Origin of the sequence: Duganella hordei (assembly GCF_040369125.1) — a bacterium.
Lineage (GTDB): Bacteria > Pseudomonadota > Gammaproteobacteria > Burkholderiales > Burkholderiaceae_D > Rugamonas > Rugamonas hordei.
On the sequence record NZ_BPWI01000002.1, the window covers coordinates 497,956 to 521,368 of the forward strand.

Annotated in this window: 11 protein-coding genes; 6 read left to right on the forward strand and 5 right to left on the reverse strand. The window is 64.0% G+C overall.

Annotated elements, in window-relative coordinates:
- Positions 1-277 precede the first annotated feature (277 nt).
- Positions 278-3,205, forward strand: a complete 2,928-nt coding sequence (locus ABWW33_RS06495; protein WP_353400171.1) for a TonB-dependent receptor domain-containing protein — start codon at positions 278-280, stop codon at positions 3,203-3,205.
- A 74-nt stretch (positions 3,206-3,279) separates the two neighbouring features.
- Here ABWW33_RS06495 and ABWW33_RS06500 read toward each other — a convergent pair whose 3' ends face one another.
- Positions 3,280-4,005 carry a 16S rRNA (uracil(1498)-N(3))-methyltransferase gene (locus tag ABWW33_RS06500; RefSeq protein ID WP_353400174.1) on the reverse strand — a complete coding sequence of 242 codons (726 nt, stop codon included), beginning with the start codon at positions 4,003-4,005 and terminating at the stop codon, positions 3,280-3,282.
- Between the two features lie 120 nt (positions 4,006-4,125).
- Here ABWW33_RS06500 and tkt point away from each other — a divergent pair, with 120 nt between their 5' ends.
- Both tkt and gap read left to right on the forward strand, forming a co-directional pair.
- The gene (gene tkt / locus ABWW33_RS06505; RefSeq protein WP_353400176.1) at positions 4,126-6,120 is read left to right on the forward strand and encodes a transketolase; all 1,995 of its coding nucleotides are present in this window, start codon (positions 4,126-4,128) and stop codon (positions 6,118-6,120) included.
- Positions 6,121-6,162: 42 nt separating this feature from the next.
- Positions 6,163-7,173, forward strand: coding sequence for a type I glyceraldehyde-3-phosphate dehydrogenase (gene gap, locus ABWW33_RS06510; RefSeq protein WP_176655548.1), 1,011 nt, complete (start codon positions 6,163-6,165; stop codon positions 7,171-7,173).
- Positions 7,174-7,245: 72 nt separating this feature from the next.
- Here the strand turns inward: gap and ABWW33_RS06515 are convergent, their stop codons facing one another.
- The 4 genes from ABWW33_RS06515 to glnE all read right to left on the reverse strand — a co-directional run bounded on the left by ABWW33_RS06515 (position 7,246) and on the right by glnE (position 16,756).
- Positions 7,246-10,167, reverse strand: coding sequence for a TonB-dependent receptor plug domain-containing protein (locus tag ABWW33_RS06515; protein ID WP_176655549.1), 2,922 nt, complete (start codon positions 10,165-10,167; stop codon positions 7,246-7,248).
- Positions 10,168-10,325: 158 nt separating this feature from the next.
- Positions 10,326-13,250, reverse strand: coding sequence for a TonB-dependent receptor domain-containing protein (locus tag ABWW33_RS06520; protein ID WP_353400180.1), 2,925 nt, complete (start codon positions 13,248-13,250; stop codon positions 10,326-10,328).
- Positions 13,251-13,434: 184 nt separating this feature from the next.
- Positions 13,435-13,896, reverse strand: coding sequence for a cache domain-containing protein (locus ABWW33_RS06525; protein WP_176655551.1), 462 nt, complete (start codon positions 13,894-13,896; stop codon positions 13,435-13,437).
- A 94-nt stretch (positions 13,897-13,990) separates the two neighbouring features.
- The gene (glnE, locus tag ABWW33_RS06530) at positions 13,991-16,756 is read right to left on the reverse strand and encodes a bifunctional [glutamate--ammonia ligase]-adenylyl-L-tyrosine phosphorylase/[glutamate--ammonia-ligase] adenylyltransferase (protein ID WP_353400183.1); all 2,766 of its coding nucleotides are present in this window, start codon (positions 16,754-16,756) and stop codon (positions 13,991-13,993) included.
- Between the two features lie 172 nt (positions 16,757-16,928).
- Here glnE and ABWW33_RS06535 point away from each other — a divergent pair, with 172 nt between their 5' ends.
- Genes ABWW33_RS06535 through tldD form a run of 3 tightly spaced genes read left to right on the forward strand, consistent with a single transcriptional unit; the run spans position 16,929 to position 23,406 of the window.
- On the forward strand, positions 16,929-21,098 hold the full coding sequence (locus ABWW33_RS06535; RefSeq protein ID WP_353400186.1) for a YhdP family protein: 4,170 nt from the start codon (positions 16,929-16,931) through the stop codon (positions 21,096-21,098).
- A gap of 19 nt (positions 21,099-21,117) precedes the next feature.
- The gene (locus tag ABWW33_RS06540) at positions 21,118-21,915 is read left to right on the forward strand and encodes a carbon-nitrogen hydrolase family protein (protein ID WP_353400189.1); all 798 of its coding nucleotides are present in this window, start codon (positions 21,118-21,120) and stop codon (positions 21,913-21,915) included.
- 30 nt (positions 21,916-21,945) lie between these two features.
- The gene (gene tldD / locus ABWW33_RS06545) at positions 21,946-23,406 is read left to right on the forward strand and encodes a metalloprotease TldD (RefSeq protein WP_353400192.1); all 1,461 of its coding nucleotides are present in this window, start codon (positions 21,946-21,948) and stop codon (positions 23,404-23,406) included.
- Positions 23,407-23,413 lie beyond the last annotated feature (7 nt).

The following is a 23,413-nucleotide window of genomic DNA, read 5'->3' on the forward strand; positions in this document are numbered from 1 at the left end:
CGTTGTTGTTTTTGCGAAACATTTCAGACCGTCGGTTGACAGTTTTGGCATGCAAGTGGTTTCATGCAGTGCGCCTGCAATTCACTATTTGACAGGCGTATATAGCGAGATTCAATACCCGATAAGCACCCGGAGACCTCCAGGTTTCCAAGGCAAAATCAAAAAAGGTAATAAGAATCCTTCAGGCTGGCCTCGAATAGATATTTGTTTTTTGGAATATCTAGGATGCGGTTGGGTTTCTCCTGTTTTACAGGAGTCTAATAATGGGAGTTTTACAATGATTCAAGAAAAAATGATGTCGCGCACGCTGCGCACCGTCTTCGCCGGCAGCATGCTGGTGGGCATGAGTGCGATGATGCACCACGCCATGGCGCAGGAAGCTGTGCAAGGCGGCAAGATCGAATCGGTACAGGTCACCGGTACCCGCATTACCGCTCCAGGCACGACCTCGACCAGCCCGATCTCGTCGATTTCCGCCGAGGAGATCAAATCCTCCCAGCCGGTCGCCGTCGAAGAATTCATCAAAGGCTTGCCAGCCGCTGTGCCGTCGATCGGCCCGGGCACCAATAACGGCACCTCGGGCGCCGCCACGGTCGACCTGCGCGGCCTGGGTGCCAACCGCACGCTGGTGCTGATCAACGGCCGCCGCATGGTGCCGTTCAGCCTGGACGGCACGGTCGACACCAACGCCATTCCTATCGCCCTGCTGAGCCGCGTCGACCTGCTGACCGGTGGCGCGTCGGTGGCCTACGGCGCCGACGCCGTAGCCGGCGTTATCAACTTCAACCTGAAGAAAAACTTCAGCGGTTTCGATGCCACCACCTCGTACGGCGGCACCACCAACGACCACGACGCCAAGCGCCGCCGCACCGACATCACGATGGGCGCCAACCTCGATGACGGCCGCGGCAACGTTGTGCTGAGCATCGGCAAAACCGTATCCGATCCGCTGCGCCAGGGCGCGCGTTCCTACGGCATCACCAGCCTGAGCTCGACCACCGGCCTGCCGAGCGGCTCGGCCACCACCATTCCTAGCGCGTTCGCCGTCGGCAAGGGCACCGGCCCGACCGCCACCGACACGCTGTCGGGCAGCTGGCAGATCGACCCCGCAACCGGCAAGCTGGTGCAGCCTTCGGTGGCCTATAACACCAACCCGCTGAACTACTATGCCACCGGCCTGGATCGCACCCAGGCGACCTCGCTGGCCAACTACAAGATCAACGACCATGCCGAGGCCTATGCCGAGGTGTTCTACACCAGCAGCAAAGTGTCGTCGACGCTGGCCGAGTCCGGTACTTTCGGCAACGTGTTCCAGGTGCCTATCGGTAACCCGTTCATCCCTGCGGCGGCACGCCAGCAGATTTGCGAACGCCGCGGCATCGCCGCCACCGATTGCGTCGCCGGCAACGCCACGCTGGTGCCGATGACGGTCAACCGCCGCTTCGTCGAAATGGGTCCGCGCCTGAACGACTTCAGCAACCGCACGCTGCAGTACACGATCGGCATGAAGGGCGATGCGATCATGGACTGGACCTACGACGCGTCGTGGACCCGCGGCAACGCCGACCAGACCCAGGTGCGCGGCAACTGGGGCTCGCTGTCGAAAGTGGGCCAGGCACTGAACGCGCTGAGCACCACCGCCTGCACCAACCAGGCCAACGGTTGCGTACCGCTGAACGTGTTCGGCGCGGCCGGCAGCATCACCCCGGCCATGCTGGGCTTCATCAACGAAAGCGCGATCCTGCTGCAAAGCGTGCAGCAGGACGTCGGCTCGATCTCGCTGCAGGGCGACTTCGGCAACAAGTTCGTCAGCCCGCTGGCTGGCCAGCCGATCTCGATGGCGATCACCGGCGAAGAGCGCAAGGTCGTCGCCGGCACGCAGTCGGACGCGGCATCGCAGATCCAGGGCGAGGTGCTGGGCACCGGCGCGCCGACGCCTGACCGTTCGGGCCACTTCCGCCTGCGCGAACTGGCGATCGAATCGCAGATCCCGCTGGTCAAGGACAAGCCGTTCATGCGCGCGCTGAACGCCGACCTCGGCTATCGCGAAACCGAGTTCAAGTCGGGCGACAAGGATTCCCAGAACTACAGCAGCTGGAAAGTTGGCGGCGAGTGGGAACCGGTCAAGTCGATCCGCTTCCGCGGCATGGTGCAGAAGGCTACCCGCGCACCTAACGTCAACGAACTGTTCGCACCGCTGGTCACCGGCCTGTCGAACCTGGCGGTCGATCCATGCCAGGGCACCAAGATCAACAAGGCCCAGGCCAACACCGCCGGCACCTTGTCCAATCTGTGCCGCCTGACCGGCGTGCCGGTCAGCGAAATCGGTTCGCTGCCGGTGCCATCGTCGGGCCAGATCAACAACTTGGCTGGCGGCAACACCAACCTGGGACCTGAGGAAGCCAAGACCAAGACCCTGGGCTTCGTCTGGGAACCGCTGCCGAAACTGGCCGTATCGCTGGATTACTACAAGATCACCATCGATCACGCGATCTCCCGTCCTAGCACCACCGACGTCCTGGATGCTTGCTACAAGAACAATCCTACCTTCGAGATGAACGCCAATTGCGCGCTGATCGGCCGCAATCCAGCCAACGGCACCTTCAACGGCGTCGATTCGAAAGGCGTGTTCACCGAGCGCACCAACTCGGGCAAGCAGAAAACCAGCGGTTTCGATCTGAACGTGGCCTACAAGCTGCAGGCCAAGCAGATGAACCTGGATCCGAAGTATGGTAACTTCGACCTGGGCTTCGCTTTCACCCAGGTGCAGAGCTTCGAGTTCCAGCCTTCGCCGATTTCGATCAACCGTAACTGCCTGGGCTACTACTCGGTCGCTTGCGGCGACGTCGCCAACGCGCCGGTGTACAAGCGCAAGTTCAGCCAGCGTAGCACCTGGAACGTGGGTGACTTCGCGGTCGGCTACAACTGGCGCTATGTCAGCGCTGTGGACGTGGAACCGGGTGCCGGCACCTTCCTGCCGCAGTTCTCGCACATCCCGGCCTACAGCTATGTCGACCTGTCGGGTGTGTACAACTACTCGAAGAACCTGCGTTTCAACGTCAGCATCACCAATGCTGCTAACAAGAAACCACCTATCGTCGGCGGCACCATCGCTACCACCGCGATGGACAGCGGTAACACCTTCCCGCAGTCGTACGATGCGATCGGTCGTTACATCACCTTCGGCGCCAGCGTGAAGTTCTAATCGCTGAGTTGCAGATGGTAAAAACCCCGCGGGCCGCAAGGCTGCGCGGGGTTTTTTTTATGGCGCGGCGGCGTTTACATGCCGCCCCAGGCCGCGCTCAGGGCGCTGACGGCCGCCAGCGCCGCCGTCTCGGTGCGCAGGATGCGCGGGCCCATCGCCAGAGGCAGCGCGCCGTGGCGGATCGCCGCCTCTTCCTCTGCGTCGCTGAGGCCGCCTTCGGGGCCGATCACCAGGGTCACCGCCTGCGGCGCCTGGTGGCGCGCCCAGTCCGCCAGCGACTGGTCGGCGCGCGGCGTCAGGATGATGCGCCGGTGCAGGTCCTGCTGCGTGATCCACTGCTTGTACTCCTGCAGCGGCGCCAACTGGGCCAGGCGGTTGCGCCCGCTCTGCTCGGACGCCGATTCGATGATGCCCTGCCAGTGCGCCATCTTCTTTTCCGCCCGCTCGGCCGACAGCCGCACCACGCAGCGCTGCGCCGCCAGCGGCTGGAAGCCGGACACGCCCAGCTCGATCGCCTTCTCGATGATCCAGTCCATTTTGGTGCCTTCGGGCAACGCCTGGGCCAGGGTCACGGCGAACGGCAGTTCGACCTCGCGCGGGTGGTGGGCCTTGATCTCGACGCCGGCGCTGCGCTTTTCCACGCGGCCCAGCGTGGCGCTGTATTCGCCGCCGTCGCCGTTGAACAGCGTGACGATGTCGCCCTCGGCCAGCCGCAGCACCTGGATATGGTGGGCCAGCGCTTCCGGCAGGTTGACGAGCTGGCCGATGGCCAGGGGCTGGGGTATGTAAAAGCGGGGCATGCGCTGATCCGGTCGGTTTAAGTTCCGCAATTTTAAATGGTGCACGCGTCCGTCTGGTAAAATAATGGGTTCAGCAGGCCCCCTTGCATCCAGTTTCCATACTTCCGTGATAGACCTACGATGACTTCTACGCTTCCCACCACCCAAATGGCCAACGCGATCCGCGCGCTGGCAATGGACGCCGTCCAGAAGGCCAACTCCGGCCACCCAGGCATGCCGATGGGCATGGCCGAGATCGCCGTTGCGCTGTGGAGCGGCCATTACAGCCACAACCCGGCCAATCCGAAATGGGTGAACCGCGACCGCTTCCTGCTGTCCAACGGCCACGGTTCGATGCTGCACTACGCGCTGCTGCACCTGTCCGGCTACGCGGTGACGATGGACGACATCAAGTCCTTCCGCCAGATGCATTCGAAGACCCCGGGCCACCCGGAAGTGGACGTCACGCCGGGCGTGGAAACGACCACCGGCCCGTTGGGCCAGGGCATCGCCAACGCGGTCGGCATGGCGCTGTCCGAGTACCTGCTGGCGAGCGAATTCAACAAGCCGGGCTTTGACGTCGTCAACCACTACACCTACGCCTTCGTCGGCGACGGCTGCCTGATGGAAGGCATCTCGCACGAAGTGTGCGCGCTGGCCGGCACCCTGGGCCTGAACAAGCTGATCGCGCTGTACGACGACAACGGCATCTCGATCGACGGCAAGGTCGAAGGCTGGTTCACCGATGACACCCCGGCCCGTTTCGAAGCCTACGGCTGGAACGTGATCCGCGCCGTCGACGGCCACGATGTAGCCGCCGTCTCGGCCGCCATCGCCGCCGCCAAGACCTCGGCCAAGCCGACGCTGATCTGCTGCAAGACCGTCATCGGCAAGGGTTCGCCCAACCTGCAGGGTGGCGACAAGGTGCACGGCGCCGCGCTGGGCGACAAGGAAGTCGCCGCCGTGCGCGAATACATCGGCTGGAGCGCCGCGCCGTTCGAAGTGCCTGCCGACGTGTACGGCGCGTGGGACGCGAAAGCCGCCGGCGCCAAGCAGGAAGCCGCCTGGGCCGCCAAGTTCGCCGAATACAGCGCCAAGTTCCCGGCCGAAGCGGCCGAGCTGACCCGCCGCATGCAAGGCGACCTGCCGGCCTCGTTTGAAGCCACGCTGGCCGCCGGCATCGCCGCCACCGTCGAGAAAAAAGAAAACATCGCCACCCGCAAAGCCAGCCAGAACGCGATCCAGGCGCTGGCCCCGGTGCTGCCGGAATTCCTGGGCGGCTCGGCCGACCTGACCGGCTCCAACCTGACCAACTGGAAAGAGTGCGTCGCGCTGCGTTCCGGCAAGCCGGGCAACCACATCAACTACGGCGTGCGCGAATTCGGCATGTCGGCCATCATGAACGGCATCACGCTGCACGGCGGCCACATCCCGTTCGGCGCCACCTTCCTGACCTTCTCCGACTACAGCCGCAACGCGCTGCGCATGGCCGCGCTGATGAAGCTGCGCTCGATTTTCGTGTTCACCCACGACTCGATCGGCCTGGGCGAAGACGGCCCGACCCACCAATCGGTCGAGCACATCTCGTCGATGCGCCTGATCCCCAACCTGGACAACTGGCGTCCATGCGACACCACCGAATCGATGGTGGCGTGGGGCGAGGCGGTCAAGCGCAAGAACGGCCCGTCGACCTTGATCTTCTCGCGCCAGAACCTGCCTTACCAGGAGCGTTCGGCCCAGCAGATCGCCGACATCGCCCGCGGCGGCTACGTGCTGGCCGACGCGGCCGACGCCAAGGTCACGCTGATCGCCACCGGTTCGGAAATCGAACTGGCCCAGGCCGCCGCGTCCGCGCTGGCGGCCGAAGGCATCGCCGCGCGCGTGGTGTCGATGCCGTCGACCGATGTATTTGACCGTCAAGACGCCGCCTACAAGGCCAGCGTATTGACCAAAGGCTTGCCACGTGTGGCAATCGAAGCCGGCGTGACCGATTTCTGGTACAAATACGTCGGTCTGGAAGGCGCGGTGGTCGGCATCGATACCTTCGGTGAATCGGCCCCGGCAGGCGTGCTGTTCAAGCACTTCGGCTTCACGGTGGAAAACGTCGTGGCGAAAGTCAAATCTGTCATTGCATAATCTATAATTGCTTGTTGCATTAACTATATTTAGGAGCAAAGTATGACGATCAAAGTTGCAATCAACGGCTACGGCCGTATCGGCCGCAATGTGCTGCGCGCTTTCTACGAAGGCGGCAAGAAACAAGACATCCAGATCGTTGCGATCAACGACCTGGGCGATGCCAAGTCGAACGCCCACCTGACCCGCTATGACACCGCCCACGGCAAGTTCCCCGGCACCGTCACGGTCGACGGCGACAACATGATCGTGAACGGCGACGTGATCCGCGTGTTTGCACAGCGCAACCCTGCGGAAATCCCGTGGGGCGACCTGGGCGTGGACGTCGTGCTGGAATGCACCGGCTTCTTCACCACCAAGGAAAAAGCGTCGGCCCACCTGAAGGGCGGCGCCAAGAAAGTCATCATCTCGGCACCGGGCGGCAAGGACGTCGACGCCACCATCGTGTACGGCGTCAACCAGCACGTGCTGAAGGCCAGCGACACCGTGATCTCGAACGCCTCGTGCACCACCAACTGCCTGGCGCCGCTGGTCAAGCCGCTGAACGACGCCATCGGCGTCGAGACCGGCCTGATGACCACCATCCACGCCTACACCAACGACCAGGTGCTGAGCGACGTGATGCACGAAGACCTGCGCCGCGCCCGTTCGGCCACCATGAGCATGATCCCGACCAAGACCGGCGCCGCCGCCGCGGTCGGCCTGGTGCTGCCTGAGCTGAACGGCAAGCTGGACGGTTTCGCGATCCGCGTGCCGACCATCAACGTGTCGCTGGTCGACCTGTCGTTCATCGCCAAGCGCGACACGACGGTGGACGAAGTCAACGCGCTGATGAAGGCCGCCGCCGAAGGCGCGCTGAAGGAAGTGCTGACCTACCAGACCGAACCGCTGGTGTCGATCGACTTCAACCACAACCCGGCGTCGTCGAACTTCGACTCGACCCTGACCAAAGTGTCGGGCCGCCTGGTCAAGGTGTCGTCGTGGTACGACAACGAGTGGGGCTTCTCGAACCGCATGCTGGACACCACCGTGGCCCTGATGACCGCCAAGTAATTCAAGCGCTGCAATAAAAAAAGCCTCCCGGTTTGCGCCGGGAGGCTTTTCTTTTGGGCTAACGATTAACGATTAACGGAACTTGTATTCCGCCGTCACGCGCACGATGCGGCCCTGGACGTCGTCGGTGTTTTGCGGAATCACGCCGCCGCCGACGTCGGCGAAGTTGCGCAGATCCAGCGGCGGCCGGCGGTTGGTCAGGTTGCGCACGTACAGCGACAGCGTCAAGTCCTTGATGCCGCTGTAGGACACGTTATAGTCCAGGCGCTTGTAGGCCTTCACCTGGCACTCGTCGGCGCTCCACTTCAGGTCGGTGCAGCCGGCCGAAGTGTAGACGTCGTCGAAGTAGTCGGTGTTGAGCGAAGTCTTGCTGTTGTAGACCAGGCGCAGGTTGTTGCTGAGCTTGCCCGTCTGCAGCGTCGCGCTGATGTTGGCCACCAGTTTCGAATAGCCGTAGCGGCCCGCCAGGTTGTCGCCGTAGTTGTTCAGCGTCGAGCTGAAGTTCTTCAGGCTCAGCAGGTAGGTCGCGTTGGCGCCGAGGTCCAGCCGGCCATATGGCGTATTGAAGCGCGACGTGCCGCCCAGGTCGACGCCGCTGGTCTTGGTGCGCGAGACGTTTTCGAATTGTCCCGAGGTCGAGGCCAGCGGACCGACCGTCACGCCGTACTTGGCCTGCTCGGCGGCGGTGAAGGTCTTGTCCTGCGTCAGCGGCTGGCGGTTGATCACGCCCGGCGCCTGGTCGGCTTCCGCCGCCAGCAGGTCGGCGGTCGATTTCAGGCCGATCTCATCCTTGCGCTCGATGCGCCAGTAGTCCAGCGACAGGCTGCTGCCCTTGACCGGCTCGAGCACGAAGCCGACGGTGGCGCTGTGCGTGGTTTCCGGCTTCAGGTTCGGATTGTTGCGCACGATGCTGGCGACGCCGCCGGAGCATTCGTTCGACTGCACGGTGTCGGCGCGCGCCAGTTGCAGCGCCTGGTTCGGATCGCTGTCCGGCAGCGCCGCGGCCGCCGCGCGCAGATCGTCGGCCAGCCTGCGGGCCTGGCTGCAGCGCTTCGGATCGTTGACGCTGTTGTCGAACGCGAACTTGCTCGACTGCGCGCTCTCGGTCAGGTTGGGCGCGCGGAAGCCGCCTTCATAGGTGGCGCGGAACAGCAGCGCCGGCGTGGCTTCGAAGCGGGCCGCGATCTTCGGCGACGCATGGGTCTTGAAGCCGGGGAATTTGTCGACGCGGGCGGCGCCCACCACTTCCAGCTGGCTGGTCACCGGCAGGTTGATCTCGGAGAACACCGCCTCGGTGGAGCGGCTGGCGTCCGCCATGGCCGCGCCGTAGCCGATGATGTCGCCATTGCGCAGGTTGTCGGTCGGCGTGATCTTGAATTTCTCGTGACGCACTTCGCCGCCCACCGCCAGGCCGATGGCGCGATCGCCGATCTTGCCCACTTCGCCGGTGATCTTGCCGTCGATGAAGTACTGGGTGATCTTGCCGTCATAGCCTTGCTCCGGGAACAGCTGGCGCAGCACCTCGGCCGAGTTCTTCTGGCCCAGCTTGTAGCCGTGGTTGAAGAAGTTCGGATCGGCGGCCGTGTATTCGCAATAGCCGGGGAAGTTGGCTTCGCAATCGGGATTGCCGGCCAGCGTCTTGGTGTAGTCGCCGACCACGGCCTTGAAGCCGCTGTCGCTGATCGAGCCGTAGCTGCGCGACTTGGTCTTGCTGCCCATCACGCCGACCGCGGTATCCCAGTCGTACTTGTTCCACAGCTGGCCGCGCAGGCCGGCCAGCACGCGGTACTGGTCGCTGTCGTTGGGGTTGTTGGACGGCGCGTCGGCCCAGCGGTAGCGCAGCTCCAGCGGCTCGCCGGTGGTGTTGAGCGGCGAGTCCGGCGACAGGAAGCGGTAGCCGAACAGCTTGCCTTGACCGTTGCTGGGGTTGCCCCAGATGACGTCCGGGTTGGCCGAACCATAAGTGCCGGCGGCGCCGATGTACTCGGTCTTGGTTTTCGAGTACAGCACCTCGGCATAGCCTTCGGTGCCGTTGCCCAGGTTCAGCTTGCCGGACACCAGCGCGTTGACGCGGTCGGCCTTCGGTATGGCTTCGAAGCGGGCAAAGCGGTCGTACACGCACAGGCCGGCCGCGCTGATGGTGGTGCAGCCGTCGACCGGGCCCTGGCCGATCAGGTTGCCGGGGTAGGAGTAGGTGGACGGGGCGCCGCGGTTGCCGAACATCAGGCCGCTCTTGGGCGCCACGGCGGAGAATTTGGCGCCGTAGGCGGGATTGATATCGTCGAGCACGTCGCGCCAGATCACGCTGCCGCGCTTGAACACTTCGACGTTGGCCAGCACGTTGTAGCCGTCCTTGTTGAAGTCGCCGAAGCCGCCGGTGATGCTGGCGGTCTTGGTGTTGAACTGTTCGTTGGCCACCGATTGCTGGTAGTTGGCGCGCACCTGCACGCCCTGGAAGTCGCTGCGGGTGATGATGTTGATCACGCCGGCCACCGCGTCGGAGCCATAGATGGCCGAGCCGCCGTTGCGCAGCACTTCGATGCGGTCGATGGCGTCCAGCGGCAGCGAATCGAGGTTGGTGAACACTTCGTTGTAGTCGGCCAGCGCATACGGCGCGACGCGGCGCGAGTTCAGCAGGATCAGCGTCGACTGCTTGCCCAGGTTGCGCAGCGAGGCGGACGAGGCGCCGCCGGCGAAGGAGTTGGAGCCGCCGATGTCGGACAGCGAACTGCCGTAGGCGCTGGTGTTGGACGAGGTCAGGGTGTCGATCATGTCGCGCACCGAGTTGACGCCGAGGCGGTTGATTTCCTCGCGGCGCAGGATCTGGACCGGCGTCGCCGTTTCCGTGTCGATGCGTTTCAGGTTGGAACCGGTAATGACGACCTTTTCCAGCGGCTTGCCCGCTGCATCCGTGTCCTGTGCCAATACCACGTGGGATGAGGCGAGCGTCAACGCGACCGCGATGACGCCCTGTTTCAGTGCAATTTTTTTCACTCTAACTCCCGATTTTGCTTTTTATATAATTACCGTTAGGCATGTATGCGTTACAGATCGTGTAGCGCCCTTAGATTATATTTAGCAGATCGGAAAAATTGCCAATATTACATATCGAAATCATGCAAAAACAACACTAATCCGGAAATCTGTCACCCTTATAGCGTGACCCGCAGGCCGAGGTAGTAGCGGCGGCCGATGGCGTCGTAGGTCGAGGTATCGGTTTCGGTACCGGTCTTGTCGCCGGGCAGGCCGCTGATGATGGGCGGTGCCTTGGCGTTGAAGGCGTTGTCCAGGCCCAGGTACAGTTGCATCGATTTGCGCACGTCGTAGGTGAACTGGAAATCGTTGTAGGTGCGCGAACCGACGCCCACCGTGCCGGGCGCGATGCTCAGGCTTTTCAGGAACTGGTCGTCCAGCGAGACCGGCCCGGTGTAGGTGGCGACCCAGGTGGCGCCGAAGTTCCCCCATTTGTAGGCCAGGTTCAGGTTGGCGCGGTTGCGCGGCGCATTGGTGTTGGCTGCCGTGATCTCGCCGACATCGAAGTTCTTCTCCGCCTCCGGCGTCGCCTTCTGCCATAAATCGCGCAGCCAGGTCCAGGCCAGGCGGGCGCTCAGGTTGCCCGGCCCGACCTTGTCCGACCATGATCCGGTCAGGTCCACGCCCTCGGTGCCGAAGCCGCCCGAGTTGGTGACCGCGACGTCGCTGTACTTGATCGAACCGGAACTCAGGTTGCCGACGGCGGAGGGGCGGCGCGTGATGAAGCTGCAGAAGGTTGGGTTGTTCTGGTTGTAGCACTGGTCCAGCGCATACTGGCGGTCGGTCTGCACGATGGCGTCGGCGATCTTGATGTTGAAATAGTCGACCGTGAAGGTGAAACGGCTCAGCATGGGAATCGAGCGCGGCGTGATCACCAGGCCTATCGTGGTGGAGCGGCCTTTTTCCGCCTTCAGGTTGGGATTGCCCCGGTCATAGCCGCTGATGCCCTGCTGGTCGGCCTGATTTAACGTGAAAATGCCGCCATGTGCAGCCATATTGGCGGCAACTCCCGGCGCATTGCGGCAATTGACGGCCAGCGCGCTGGTGCCGCCGGACGACACGCCTTCGCAGGGATCGACCAGTCCGGTGGGGAAATCCTGGCTGGGCGCCTGATACAGCTCGTTGATATTCGGCGCCCGCGTCGATTGCGCGCGCGTGCCGCGCAGCTTGAAGTCCGAGGTGATGCCCCATTCGAGGCCGGCATTCCAGCTGTTGGCGCTGCCGACGGTGGAATAGTCGCCGTGGCGGACGGTGCCGAGGAAGCTCAGTTCGCGCGCGAACGGCTGGTCTTTCAGCAGCGGCACCCGGGTTTCGACAAACGCCTCGCGCACGGTGAAGCTGCCGAAGGTCGGGGGCAGGGCGTTGCCCGCGTTCAGGCCGGACTGGGTCAGCGGATCGGGAATGGCGCTGGAATCCTCGTCGCGCCACTCGAGGCCGGCGGCGATGCCGATGCGGCCGGCGGCCAGGCCGAGCGGGAGCTCGCCGCTGACCGAGCCGCCGGCCAGTTTCTGCGTGATCGCCGTGGTCAGCGAGCCGGGCGCGGTGACGTATTTCAGCGCGTCCGGCGTGATGCTGTTGTAGCCGAACAGGCTGATCGGGACGCAGCCTTCCTCGCGCGCGTGGACGTCGCGGCAGACCGGCGTGCCGTCGGGGCCGGGGATGGCTTCCAGCGCGTTGCGCAGGCTCATCACATTGACCTGGCCGGTGGAGCTTTGCGCCTCCTTGGTCTTGCCGTAGGCGATGAAGGCTTCATAGCTCCAGTCCTTGATCGTGCCTTTCAGCCCGGTGGCCAGGCGGAAGGTGTCGCGGTCGACGGTGGCGCGGCGCGCGCCGAATTCCGACAGGCGGCGGGTGAAGAAGTAGTCCGGCACGCCGTCGCCGTCGGTGTCGCTGATGCGGTCATATAAATACTGCGGCACCAGCGGATTCTTGACCACCACGCCGTTGATCAGCGTAGCCGCCGGCACCTGGCCGCTGGGCTTGTAGACCTGGTCCGAACCCAGCGGGAAGGCTTCGATGTTGGTATCGGCCTTGGTCGACGCGTAGTTGCCCTCGAAGAAGGCGCTGTGGTTCTGGTTGAACGCCCAGTTGCCGGTGGTGGCGAACAGATAGCGCTCGGTCGGCACGGCGATCAGGCGGTAGGCCGAGCGGTTGAAGCCGGTGGCGCCGGCGCCGGTGCCGGCCGTGCCATTTTGATTCCACGGGATAATATTGTTATTTGCATCATAGGTGAAATCCTCGCTGTCGCCAAAGAAATGGCCTTGCGGCGCGTAGCCGGAGTAGTTGGGTTTTTTTGCCACGAAGGCAAGTTCGGGATGCCCCTGGGCGATGGCCGAGGTCTGGTCGACGGCCGAGAAATCGCGGTCGCGCGAGTACACCGCGCCCTGTTTGGAATAGCCGAAATGGCCCATGACATTGCTGGCGCCGTCGGCGCTGGTGGTGCCGAAAGTCAGTGCCAGTTTCTTTTTAAAATCATCCCCTTCATTGCTTTTTCCGGTCTGCGCATCCACCAGCACGCCATTAAAGTTTTTCTTCAAAATAATATTCACCACACCAGCCACCGCATCGGAGCCATAAGTCGCCGAGGCACCACCGGTTAATAGTTCCACCCGTTCGATAAAATCGGTGGGTATCGTATTCAGGTCGACCGCGCTTTCTCCCGGCATGCCGGAAACAAAGCGCCGGCCATTAACCAATACCAGCGTTCTTGAATCGCCCAGGTTGCGCAGATTAATAGTCGACACGCCGCCGCTCGATGTCAGGAAATTTGAATTGGTGCGGCTGACGGTGGGCGTGCCCATGGTCGGATTCTTCTGCAATAAATCTTGCAGATTGCTTGCACCGGACGCGGCAATATCCGCCGAGCTTAATATCTGCAATGGCGAAGGAGATTCCGCTGCCGGCGATGCAATACGGGAGCCGGTTATCAGCACTTTCTGCATGGGTTCAGCAGTTTCCTGGCCATATGCGGCTTGTGTGCCAAGGGCCAGGCCGCCGGCGCAGAGTATGCGAACCGAGCGGGTGATTATGGTTGCTTGCGTCATTTCCGACTCCTTATTGTTTATTAACGGGATGCCACCGCTGATAGACAGACGAGTCAGACTAAGAGTTCCCCACGAAGCCAAGCTCAAATATGGCATTTACATGCCAGTTTCTGGCATGTTCCAAGGGCACGGACGAAAAAAAAGCCGGGACATCGTCCCGGCTGGCGCAGATGGCAGGCTGGTTTTATTGATAAATGCCGGAGCCGACCAGCATATCCTCGACCTTTTCCACATAGCCGGATTTGGCCTCGACGGCCTTGGTGACGGGATTTGGCCACTTGAAATCCACCCAGCCGCTGCCTTTGGTTTTAGCGAGGTCGACCATTTCTTTAATCATGGGCTTGCCTTCATTATCCTTGAGCCCGATTAAAGGCTTGCCGACCATTTTAGGGTTATTGCCGTGAGCTAAAGCGACGCCATTCAGGTCGTACACATAAATATACAGGTCGCGATCATGGAAGGTGGTATTCGACGGATCCGAAATGGCGGCGAATGCTTTTTCCTTGCCGTCCGATTTAATCAGGGCCACGGCCTTTTTAACCATGGCAACCGCTTCTTCCTTTGTGCCCTTGTCGGCAGCCAACGCGGACGACGATATCGCAAACATGCTTAATCCGAACACCGCCGCACCAAATAATGCTTTCATATCATTCTCCTGTTTGAGTAAGACTGTGACGGCGCTGGGCGCTCTTATTCAGATAAGTTTAACTCAGGATAACAGCAATATTAACAGCGCGTTGCTATTCGACAACGTTGTCGCCGAATATACTGTTCCACAAGGCTGTTACCTGCGCCGCGTGGGCCGATACCAGGGCCGGATCGACGCGCGCCAGATCCTGTCCCTGCAGCCTTAATTGGTGCTGTAGCTTGCGCAATTGGCGGTAGGCGTCGGCCACGCTGGCGGCCAGTCCGGCATCGATCAAACCCAGTTCGCCGCACATTTTTAAAAGGGCAATATTTCCGATATTGCCAGTCAGCTGCGGGTAGGCCGCGGCGTGCTGCAGCACCAGAAACTGCACGATGAATTCGATGTCGATCATGCCGCCCGGATCCTGCTTCAGGTCGAACAGCGCGCTGAGGTTGGGCTTGGCATCGACCATTCGTTTCCGCATTGCAATGACTTCCTGCTTCAGCGGCCCGTCGGCCGGACGTTCCTTGCGCAGCACGGCTTCGCGGATTTCATCGAAGCGGCGGCCGATGGCGGCGTCGCCGGCGCAGAATCGGGCGCGGGTCAGCGCCTGGTGCTCCCACACCCAGGCCGAGTTGCTCTGGTATTTTTCAAACGCCGACACGCTCGACACCAGCATGCCGCTGGCGCCGTCCGGGCGCAGCGCGGTATCGATGTCGAACAGGATGCCGGCCGAGGTGTGCGAGGTCATCCAGGTAATAAAGCGCTGCGCCAGTTTGGCGTACTGGGCCGGCGCTTCCTGGTCGGCGTCGTCGTACAGGAAGATCACGTCCAGGTCGGAGACATAGCCCAGTTCCTTGCCGCCCAGCTTGCCGTAGGCGATGACGGCGAACTGCGGCACCTCGCGGTGGCGCGTGGCCACCGTCTGCCACACCGCCTTGATGGCGGCGGCGACGATGGTGTCGGCCAGCGACGACAGGTAGTCGGCCAGTTTTTCCACCGTCAGGTCGCCGGCCAGGTCCTGCGCCAGCAGGTGGAACAGCTGGGCGTGGTGGATTTCGCGCAGGATATCCATCTGGCGCTCGGTGTCGCCCGGCGCCGCGGCCAGTTGCAGCTCCAGGTCGGCGGCCAGCGCCACCGGATCGAAGACGGCGTTGCGCACCCGGTCGTCCAGCAATTCGTCCAGCAGGATGGGGTGCTGGCTGAGGAATTGCGCGGCCCAGCCGCTGGCGTGCACCATGCGGATCACCCGCGCCAGCGTGTGCGGGTACTCGGTCAGCAGCGACAGGTAGGCCGAGCGGCGCGCGATCGCCTCGAGGAAGTCGAGCAGCCGGCCCAAGGTGGCTTGCTGGTTGCCGCCGCTGGACTCGCGCGAAGCCTGGACGATCAGCGGCAGCGCCGCGTTGACCAGACCCAGCAGCCGGTTGCGGCTGGCTTCCGGCAGCGATTGCAGGCGCGGCGCCTGCCAGGTGGCGATCAGCCGCTTGGCCGCGCCTTCCGGATCGTCGAAGCCGAGCGCGGCAAACTGCGCCACCATGGATTCGCGGTTGTCCGGATCGGCGCATTCATTGCTCGATTGCGGGTTGATGTCGTTCTCGCCGCCGCCGTTGCTCTTGTCCGAGAACATTTCGTCGAACTGGCCGGCGACAAACTGGCGGTGCGCTTCCAGCTGGGTCAGCACGGTGGCGACGTCCGGCAGCCCCATCATTTGCGCCACCAGCAGGCGGTCGGCGTCGTTGGCCGGCAGCGTATGGGTCTGGGCGTCGTCGATATATTGCAGGCGGTGCTCGAGATTGCGCAGGAAGGTGTAGGAAGCCAGCAGTTGATAGACGATGGCGTGACTTAGCAAACCCTTTTCAGCGATGATGCGCAGCGTGGTGCGGGTCGAGCGGTCGCGCAGCGCGGCGTCACGGCCGCCGCGTATCAGCTGGAACACCTGGGCCAGGAACTCGATTTCGCGGATGCCGCCGCGCCCCAGCTTGACGTTGTTGCTGCGGTCCGGGTGCAGCCGCTCCTGGCGGTTGACCTCGGCGCGGATCTGCGCGTGCATATTGCGGATGGCGTCGATGACGCCGAAGTCCAGGTAGCGGCGGAAGCAGAACGGCCGCACGATGGCGTCCAGCGCGGCGATATCCTCGCCGCGGCCGGTGACGGCGCGCGCCTTGACCCAGGCATAGCGCTCCCATTCGCGGCCCTGGACGATCAGATACTGCTCCACCATGCTCAGGCTGGCGGCCAGCGGGCCCGAGCCGCCGTTCGGCCGCAAGGCCATATCCACCCGGAACGTGTAGCCATCTTCCGTGATCTCCGCCAAAGCGGCGATCAGTTTCTTGCCCAGGCGGATAAAGAATTCGTGGTTCGACAGGCTGCGCTGGCCCGCCCCGGTGGCGGCGGTGTCGCCGTCCTCCGGGTAGACGAAGATCAGGTCGATATCGGACGAGACGTTCAGCTCGCCGCCGCCCTGCTTGCCCATCGCCAGCACCATCAGCTCCTGCGGCAGGCCGGAATCGCGGCCGATCGGCGTGCCGTGGGCGGCCACCATTTCCGCGGTCAGCGCCCGCAGGTGCTGCTGGATCGCGAAATCGGCGAAGCGCGTCATCGCCTCCACCACCTCGGCCAGGTTGGCCTTGCCGGCCAGGTCGCGCCGGATCAGGCCGCACACCAGCAGGTTGCGCAGCCGGCGCATCGCGCGCGGCAGCGGCAATGGCGGCGCGCCGTCCGGCACGGAGAGGGATTCTTTTGTCAAATAGTCAGCAAGATCGATCTGGGCAAGCGATAATTGCGCCAATTCATCAATCTTGCCGCCGCGGTCGGGAGCGGCGGCCAGCCAGCGTTGGTAAAAACGTGAAACGGTGGGGGCAATCGATGGTGCGGTCATAGGCTGTAATGAGATGTAATCCGTGTAAATCCGCCTTAAGTGGCGCTGGTTTGCCCACCTGATGCGGTAGAATTGCTGCGCAGGCATAAAAGCTTGGAACCGAGTTTAGCGATTTATTTGACGCATGGCCTGATTTATTAGCTTATTGATGCAAAAACAAGATGAGGAGACTGTGACAGACGAGGGCCCTTTGGCTGCGCGCTGGCACCGGCTCAGTGCCGCCTATCGCGTCTGCAACCTGGCCACCCATCATGTGCTCGGCTTCACCGTCAAGCTGTTCCTGCTGCTGTATTTCGCCTTCGCCATCCTGTTCCTGACGCTGCGCTACGCCGTGCTGCCGAATATCGACCACTACAAGGGCGATATCGAGCGCCTCGCCAGCCGCGCGGTGGGCAATCCGGTCACCATTTCCCGCATCTACGCTTCGTGGAAGGGCCTGCGCCCCAGCCTGTTCCTGGGCGACGTCGTGCTGCACGATCCGCTGGGCAACCAGGCGCTGACCTTGCCGAGCGTGTCGGCCACGCTGTCGTGGTGGAGCGTGGTGGCGGCCGACGTGCGCTTCGAAACGCTGGAGCTGACCCGGCCCGACCTCGCCGTCCGCCGCGAAGCCGACGGCCGCCTGTACGTGGCCGGCATCTACATCGACCTGAACAAGCCGAGCGACGGCAAGGGCGCCGACTGGCTGCTGTCCCAGCGCGAGATCGTCATCCGCGAAGGCCGGCTGCAATGGACCGACAGCATGCGTTCGGCGCCGCCGCTGGCGCTGGAAGGCGTCAACATCCTGCTGCGCAACCAGTGGCTGCATCATCAGCTGGCGCTCAAGGCGACGCCGCCGGCCGCGCTGGCCGCACCGCTGGACCTGCGCGCCGATTTCTCCCATCCTGCCTTCGGCGCCCGCGTGTCGAACGTCTCGATGTGGAAGGGCGAGGTCTATGCCGACATCCGCAACACCGATCTGGCGACGTGGAAACCCTGGCTGGATTTTCCGTTTGAGCTGAACAGCGGCGGCGGTTCGCTGCGGACCTGGATCGGCATCGACCAGTCGCGCGTGACCAGCGTGACCGCCGATGTCGGCCTGGTCAACGTGTCCGCCGTGCTGGGCAAGGAATTGCCGCTGCTGGACCTGCGCCAGCTGACCGGCCGCCTGGCCGCCCGCGAAGACACTTCGCCCGTGGCGCCGCTGGTCAAGCAGGGCGCGGTCAAGCCGCGCTTCGGCGCGCGCGGCCACAGCATCGAACTGAGCAACCTGACCCTGACCACCAGCGACGGCCTGGTGATGGCGCCGACCTCGCTGTCCGAGCACTACACGGCCGCCGCCGGCGCCAAGCCGGAGCGCTTTGAAATCCGCGCGCGCCAGCTGGACCTGCAAACCATGGCCGGCCTGGCCGAGCGCCTGCCGCTGAACGACCACCAGCGCAAGCTGCTGGCCGATTTCGCGCCGCGCGGGCTGTTGCAGAATTTCTCCGCCGAGTGGCAGGGCGCTTATCCGGCCTTGCAATCCTACCGCTTCAAGGGCGACCTGGTCGGGCTGGGGCTGAAGCCGCAGCCGCCGCGCCTGGCGCAACCGAAGACGGCCAAGTCGCCTGCCATCGCCGGCATGCCAGCCATCCCCGGTTTCGACAACCTGAGCGGCAGCATCGACGCCACCGACAAGGGCGGCAGCTTCGCGCTGGCTTCGGAGCAGCTGGTGCTGCAGATGCCGGACTACTTCAGCGAACCATCGATGCCGTTCGACAAGCTGAACCTGAAGGCGCGCTGGTCCTTCGAGCCGGACAACCAGCTGCTGTTCCAGGTCGACAGCATGGACTTCCTGCAGCAGGGACTGAGCGGCACGCTGCAGGGCTCGCACACGATGCCGCTGGCCGGCAAGGGCATGGGCAAGGTCGACTTCACCGGCACGCTGAACGGCTTCCAGCTGGACCGCATCGACAACTATCTGCCGATGCAGACGCCGCACGAGCTGCGGGCCTGGCTGACCGGCGCGCTTGAAGGCGGCGTCGCCAACGACGTCACGCTGCGCCTGCGCGGCGATCTGGCGCACTTCCCGTTCAACGCCGACAACCCCGGCGACAAGACCCACGGCGAATTCCGCGTGGCCGGCAGGCTGACCGAAGGCAAGCTGAATTACTCGCCCGGCCATTATCTGCACGACGGCAAGGAGCTGGGCAAGGACGGCAAGCCTTTGCCGCTGTGGCCGCAGGCCGAGCACATCAAGGGCAGCTTCGTGTTCGACCGCGCGCGCATGGAAATCCGCGGCGACACGGCCACCACCGGTGGCGTCGCGCTGTCCGGCGTCAAGGCGGTGATCCCCAACCTGGCGATCCACGATTCGATGCTGGAAATCGACGGCAACGCCGCCGGGGCCATGCAGGAATTCCTCAAGTACGTCGCCGCCAGCCCGGTGCTGGAATGGATCTCGCACTTCACCGACGAAACCCAGGCCGGCGGCAACGCCAAGCTGGCGCTGAGCCTGCGCCTGCCGCTGGCGCACATCATCGACGCCAAGGTGCAGGGCGCGCTGCAACTGATCAACAACGACATCACCTTGATGAACGACCTGCCGCCGGTGCAATCGTCGCAGGGCAAGATCGAATTCAACGAGCACGGGGTCAACCTGAACCAGCTGTCGGGCATCTTCCTAGGCGGTCCTGTGGCGATCACCGGCGGCAGCCAGAAGGACAATTCCATCGTCGTCAAGCTGGGCGGCACGATGACGGCCGACGGGTTCCGCAAGACCTACGCGATGCCGGCGATGCAGCGCCTGTCCAGCCACTTCTCCGGCGCCACCCGCTACAACGGCACCGTCACCGTGCGCGACCACCAGGTGGTGGTGGCGGTCGATTCCAGCCTGGCCGGGCTGGGCGTGGACTTGCCGGCGCCGGTGAACAAGGCGGCGGCCGACAGCATGCCGGTGCGCTTCCTGCTGACCAGCGCGCTGAACCCGGACAGCACAGGCGCGCTGCGCGACGACATGCGCATCGGCCTCGGCAACGGCATCTCGGCCCGCTACCAGCGCCAGAAAATCGGCAAGGCGCCGTGGAAGCTGGTGCGCGGCGGCATAGGCGTCAACGCGCCGGCGCCGGAGCCGGACAGCGGCATGGCCTTCAACATCAACCTGCGCGCGCTCAACGTCGACAACTGGCTGGACTTCGGCGCCGAGATCGCCGGCAAGGGCGACGCCGCTGCTGCGGCAAACGACGGCGTCGACATCGCCCAGTACGTGATGCCGGACACCATCGCCGCGCGCGCCAGCGAACTGGTGGTCGGCGACCGCAAGCTGGAAAACGTCGTGGTCGGCGTGTCGCGCCAGAAAACGATCTGGCAGGCCAGCATCGATTCCAGCCAGGCCAACGGCTACCTGACGTGGAGCGAACCGTCGACCGGCTCCGGCCTGGGCAAGGTGACGGCGCGCCTGTCGTCGCTGGTGATCCCGGAATCGGCGTCGAGCGACGTGCAGGACCTGCTCGACGGCAAGAGCGCCGCCGCCACCATCCCGGCGCTGGACGTGGTGGTCGAGCGCTTCGAGCTGTTCAACAAGCAGCTGGGCCGGCTGGAACTGCAGGCCAACAACGCGCAGATGCAAAGCACGCGCGAATGGCGCGTCAGCAAGCTGTCGCTGGCCAACCCGGACGGCGAGCTGAAGGGCACCGGCAAATGGGTCAGCCGCGACGGCGTGCACAACACCAGCCTGAACTTCAACCTCGACATCGCCGACGCCGGCAAGCTGCTGGACCGCTTCGGCTTCGCCGGCACGCTGAAGGGCGGCAAGGGCACGCTGAACGGCGACATCGCGTGGAAAGGCCTGCCGTATTCGCTGGACCTGCCCAGCCTGTCCGGCGACATCAAGATGAACGTGGAAAAAGGCCAGTTCCTGAAGCAGGATCCGGGCGCCGCCAAGCTGCTCGGCGTGCTGAGCCTGCAAGCCTTGCCGCGCCTGCTGAAGCTGGACTTCCACGACGTGTTTTCGGAGGGGCTGGCGTTTGACGGCATCACCGCCAACGCCTCCATCCTGCACGGCATCGCCAAGACCGACAACTTGAAAATGCACGGCGTGGCCGCAACTGTGCTGATGGACGGCAGCGCCGACATCGCCAACGAAACGACCAATCTGCATGTGGTGGTGATACCGGAAGTGAACCTGGGCACGGCGCCGCTGGTGTATGCGCTGGCCGTCAATCCGGTGATCGGCCTGGGCAGCTTCCTGGCCCAGCTGTTCCTCAGCGCGCCGGTGATGAAGGCGCTGACCTATCATATGCAGGTGACCGGCCCGTGGAAGGCGCCGGTGGTCACCAAGCTCGATGCCTCGAAAGTGGAGCCGCCGGCCGCCAAGGGCATGCACTAAAACCTGACACGGGATCGCCATGAATACAGTCGCCGCAGTACAAATGATTTCCTCGCCGTCCGTGACGGACAATATCGCCACCGCGCGCCGCCTTGTCACGCAGGCCGCCGACAGCGGCGCCACGCTGGTGCTGCTGCCGGAATACTGGGCCATCATGGGCCTGAGCGACAGCGACAAGGTGGCCGTGGCCGAGCCGCTGGGCCGGGGGCCGATCCAGGACTTCATGGCCGCGCTGGCGAAGGAACTGGAGATCTGGCTGATCGGCGGCACCCTGCCGCTGGCCTCGGACGATGCGGAAAAAGTCGTCAACACCACGCTGGTCTACAACCCGCAGGGCGAACACGTGGGCCGCTACGACAAGATCCACCTGTTCGGCTTCAGCAAGGGCACGGAGTCGTACAACGAATCGAAGACCATCGTGCCGGGCAAGCAGGTCGGCGTGGTCGAGGCGCCGTTCGGCAAGGTCGGCATGTCGGTCTGCTACGACCTGCGCTTCCCCGAGCTGTACCGCGCCATGGGCCCGGTGGCGCTGATCGTGGTGCCGGCCGCCTTCACCTACACCACCGGCCAGGCCCACTGGGAAATCCTGCTGCGCGCGCGCGCCATCGAAAACCAGTGCTATGTGCTGGCGGCCGCGCAGGGCGGCACCCACGTCAACGGCCGCCGCACCTGGGGCCACAGCATGTTGATCGACCCGTGGGGCGCGGTCAAGGCCGTGCTGGCCGAGGGCGAGGGCGTGGTCCACGGCGATATCGACCTGATGTTCATCGACAGCGTGCGCCAGAGCCTGCCGGCGCTGAAACACCGGACCATGTAAAATTGCACCACACTCTTAGAAGACACCATCATGAAGCCATTTGAACCGAATCTGTCCACCCTTGCCGTGGCGCGCGACATCCTGCTGACGCCGTTCGGGCTGGACGAGGGCAAGCTGCTCAAGACCCTGGGCGCGATGTTCACGCACAAGGTCGACTACGCCGACCTGTATTTCCAATTCACCAAGAACGAAGGCTGGAGCCTGGAAGAGGGCATCGTCAAGACCGGCAGCTTCTCGATCGACCAGGGCGTCGGCGTGCGCGCCGTGTCCGGTGACAAGACCGCCTTCGCCTACTCGGACGAAATCTCCGAAGCGGCGCTGATGGACGCGGCCTCCGCCACGCGCACCATCGCCCGCGCCGGCGCCGGCAAGATCAAGGTGGCCGGCGCCATGACGCCGACCGGCGGCCGCTCGCTGTACCTGCCCAACGACCCGCTGGCTTCGCTTGACGCGACGGCCAAGGTCAAGCTGCTCGAGCGCGTCGAGAAGATGGCGCGCGCCAAGGACCCGCGCGTGGTGCAGGTGATGGCCAGCCTGGCCGGCGAATACGACGTGGTGCTGGTGGTGCGCAGCGACGGCGTGCTGGCGGCCGACATCCGTCCGCTGGTGCGGGTGTCGCTGACCGTCATCGTCGAACAGAACGGCCGCCGCGAAGTGGGCTCGTCGGGCGGCGGCGGCCGCTACGACTACGGCTACTTCAGCGACGCGCTGCTTGATCAATACGCCACCGACGCCGTGCAGTCGGCGGTGGTCAACCTGGACGCGCGCCCGGCGCCGGCCGGCCCGATGACCGTCGTGCTGGGACCGGGCTGGCCCGGCATCCTGCTGCACGAGGCGATCGGCCACGGCCTCGAGGGCGACTTCAACCGCAAGGGTTCGTCGACCTTCTCCGGCCGCATCGGCGAGCGCGTGGCGGCCAAGGGCGTCACCGTGGTCGACGACGGCACGCTGGCCGACCGCCGCGGTTCGCTCAACATCGACGACGAAGGCAACCCGACCCAGTGCACCACGCTGATCGAGGACGGCATCCTGAAGGGCTACATCCAGGACACCATGAACGCGCGCCTGATGAAGATGCCGGTGACCGGCAACGCCCGCCGCGAATCGTTCGCCCACCTGCCGATGCCGCGCATGACCAACACCTACATGCTGGGCGGCGACAAGGACCCGGCCGAGATCCTGGCCTCGGTCAAGAACGGCCTGTACGCGGTCAATTTCGGCGGCGGCCAGGTCGACATCACCAACGGCAAGTTCGTGTTCTCGGCCAGCGAGGCCTACATGATCGAGGACGGCAGGATCACCTATCCGGTCAAGGGCGCGACCCTGATCGGCAACGGTCCTGAAGTGCTGAACCGCGTCTCGATGATCGGCAACGACATGCGCCTGGACCCGGGCGTGGGCGTGTGCGGCAAGGAAGGCCAGAGCGTGCCGGTGGGCGTCGGCCAGCCGACGCTGCGCATCGACGGCGTGACCGTCGGCGGCACCGCCTGAAAAAGGC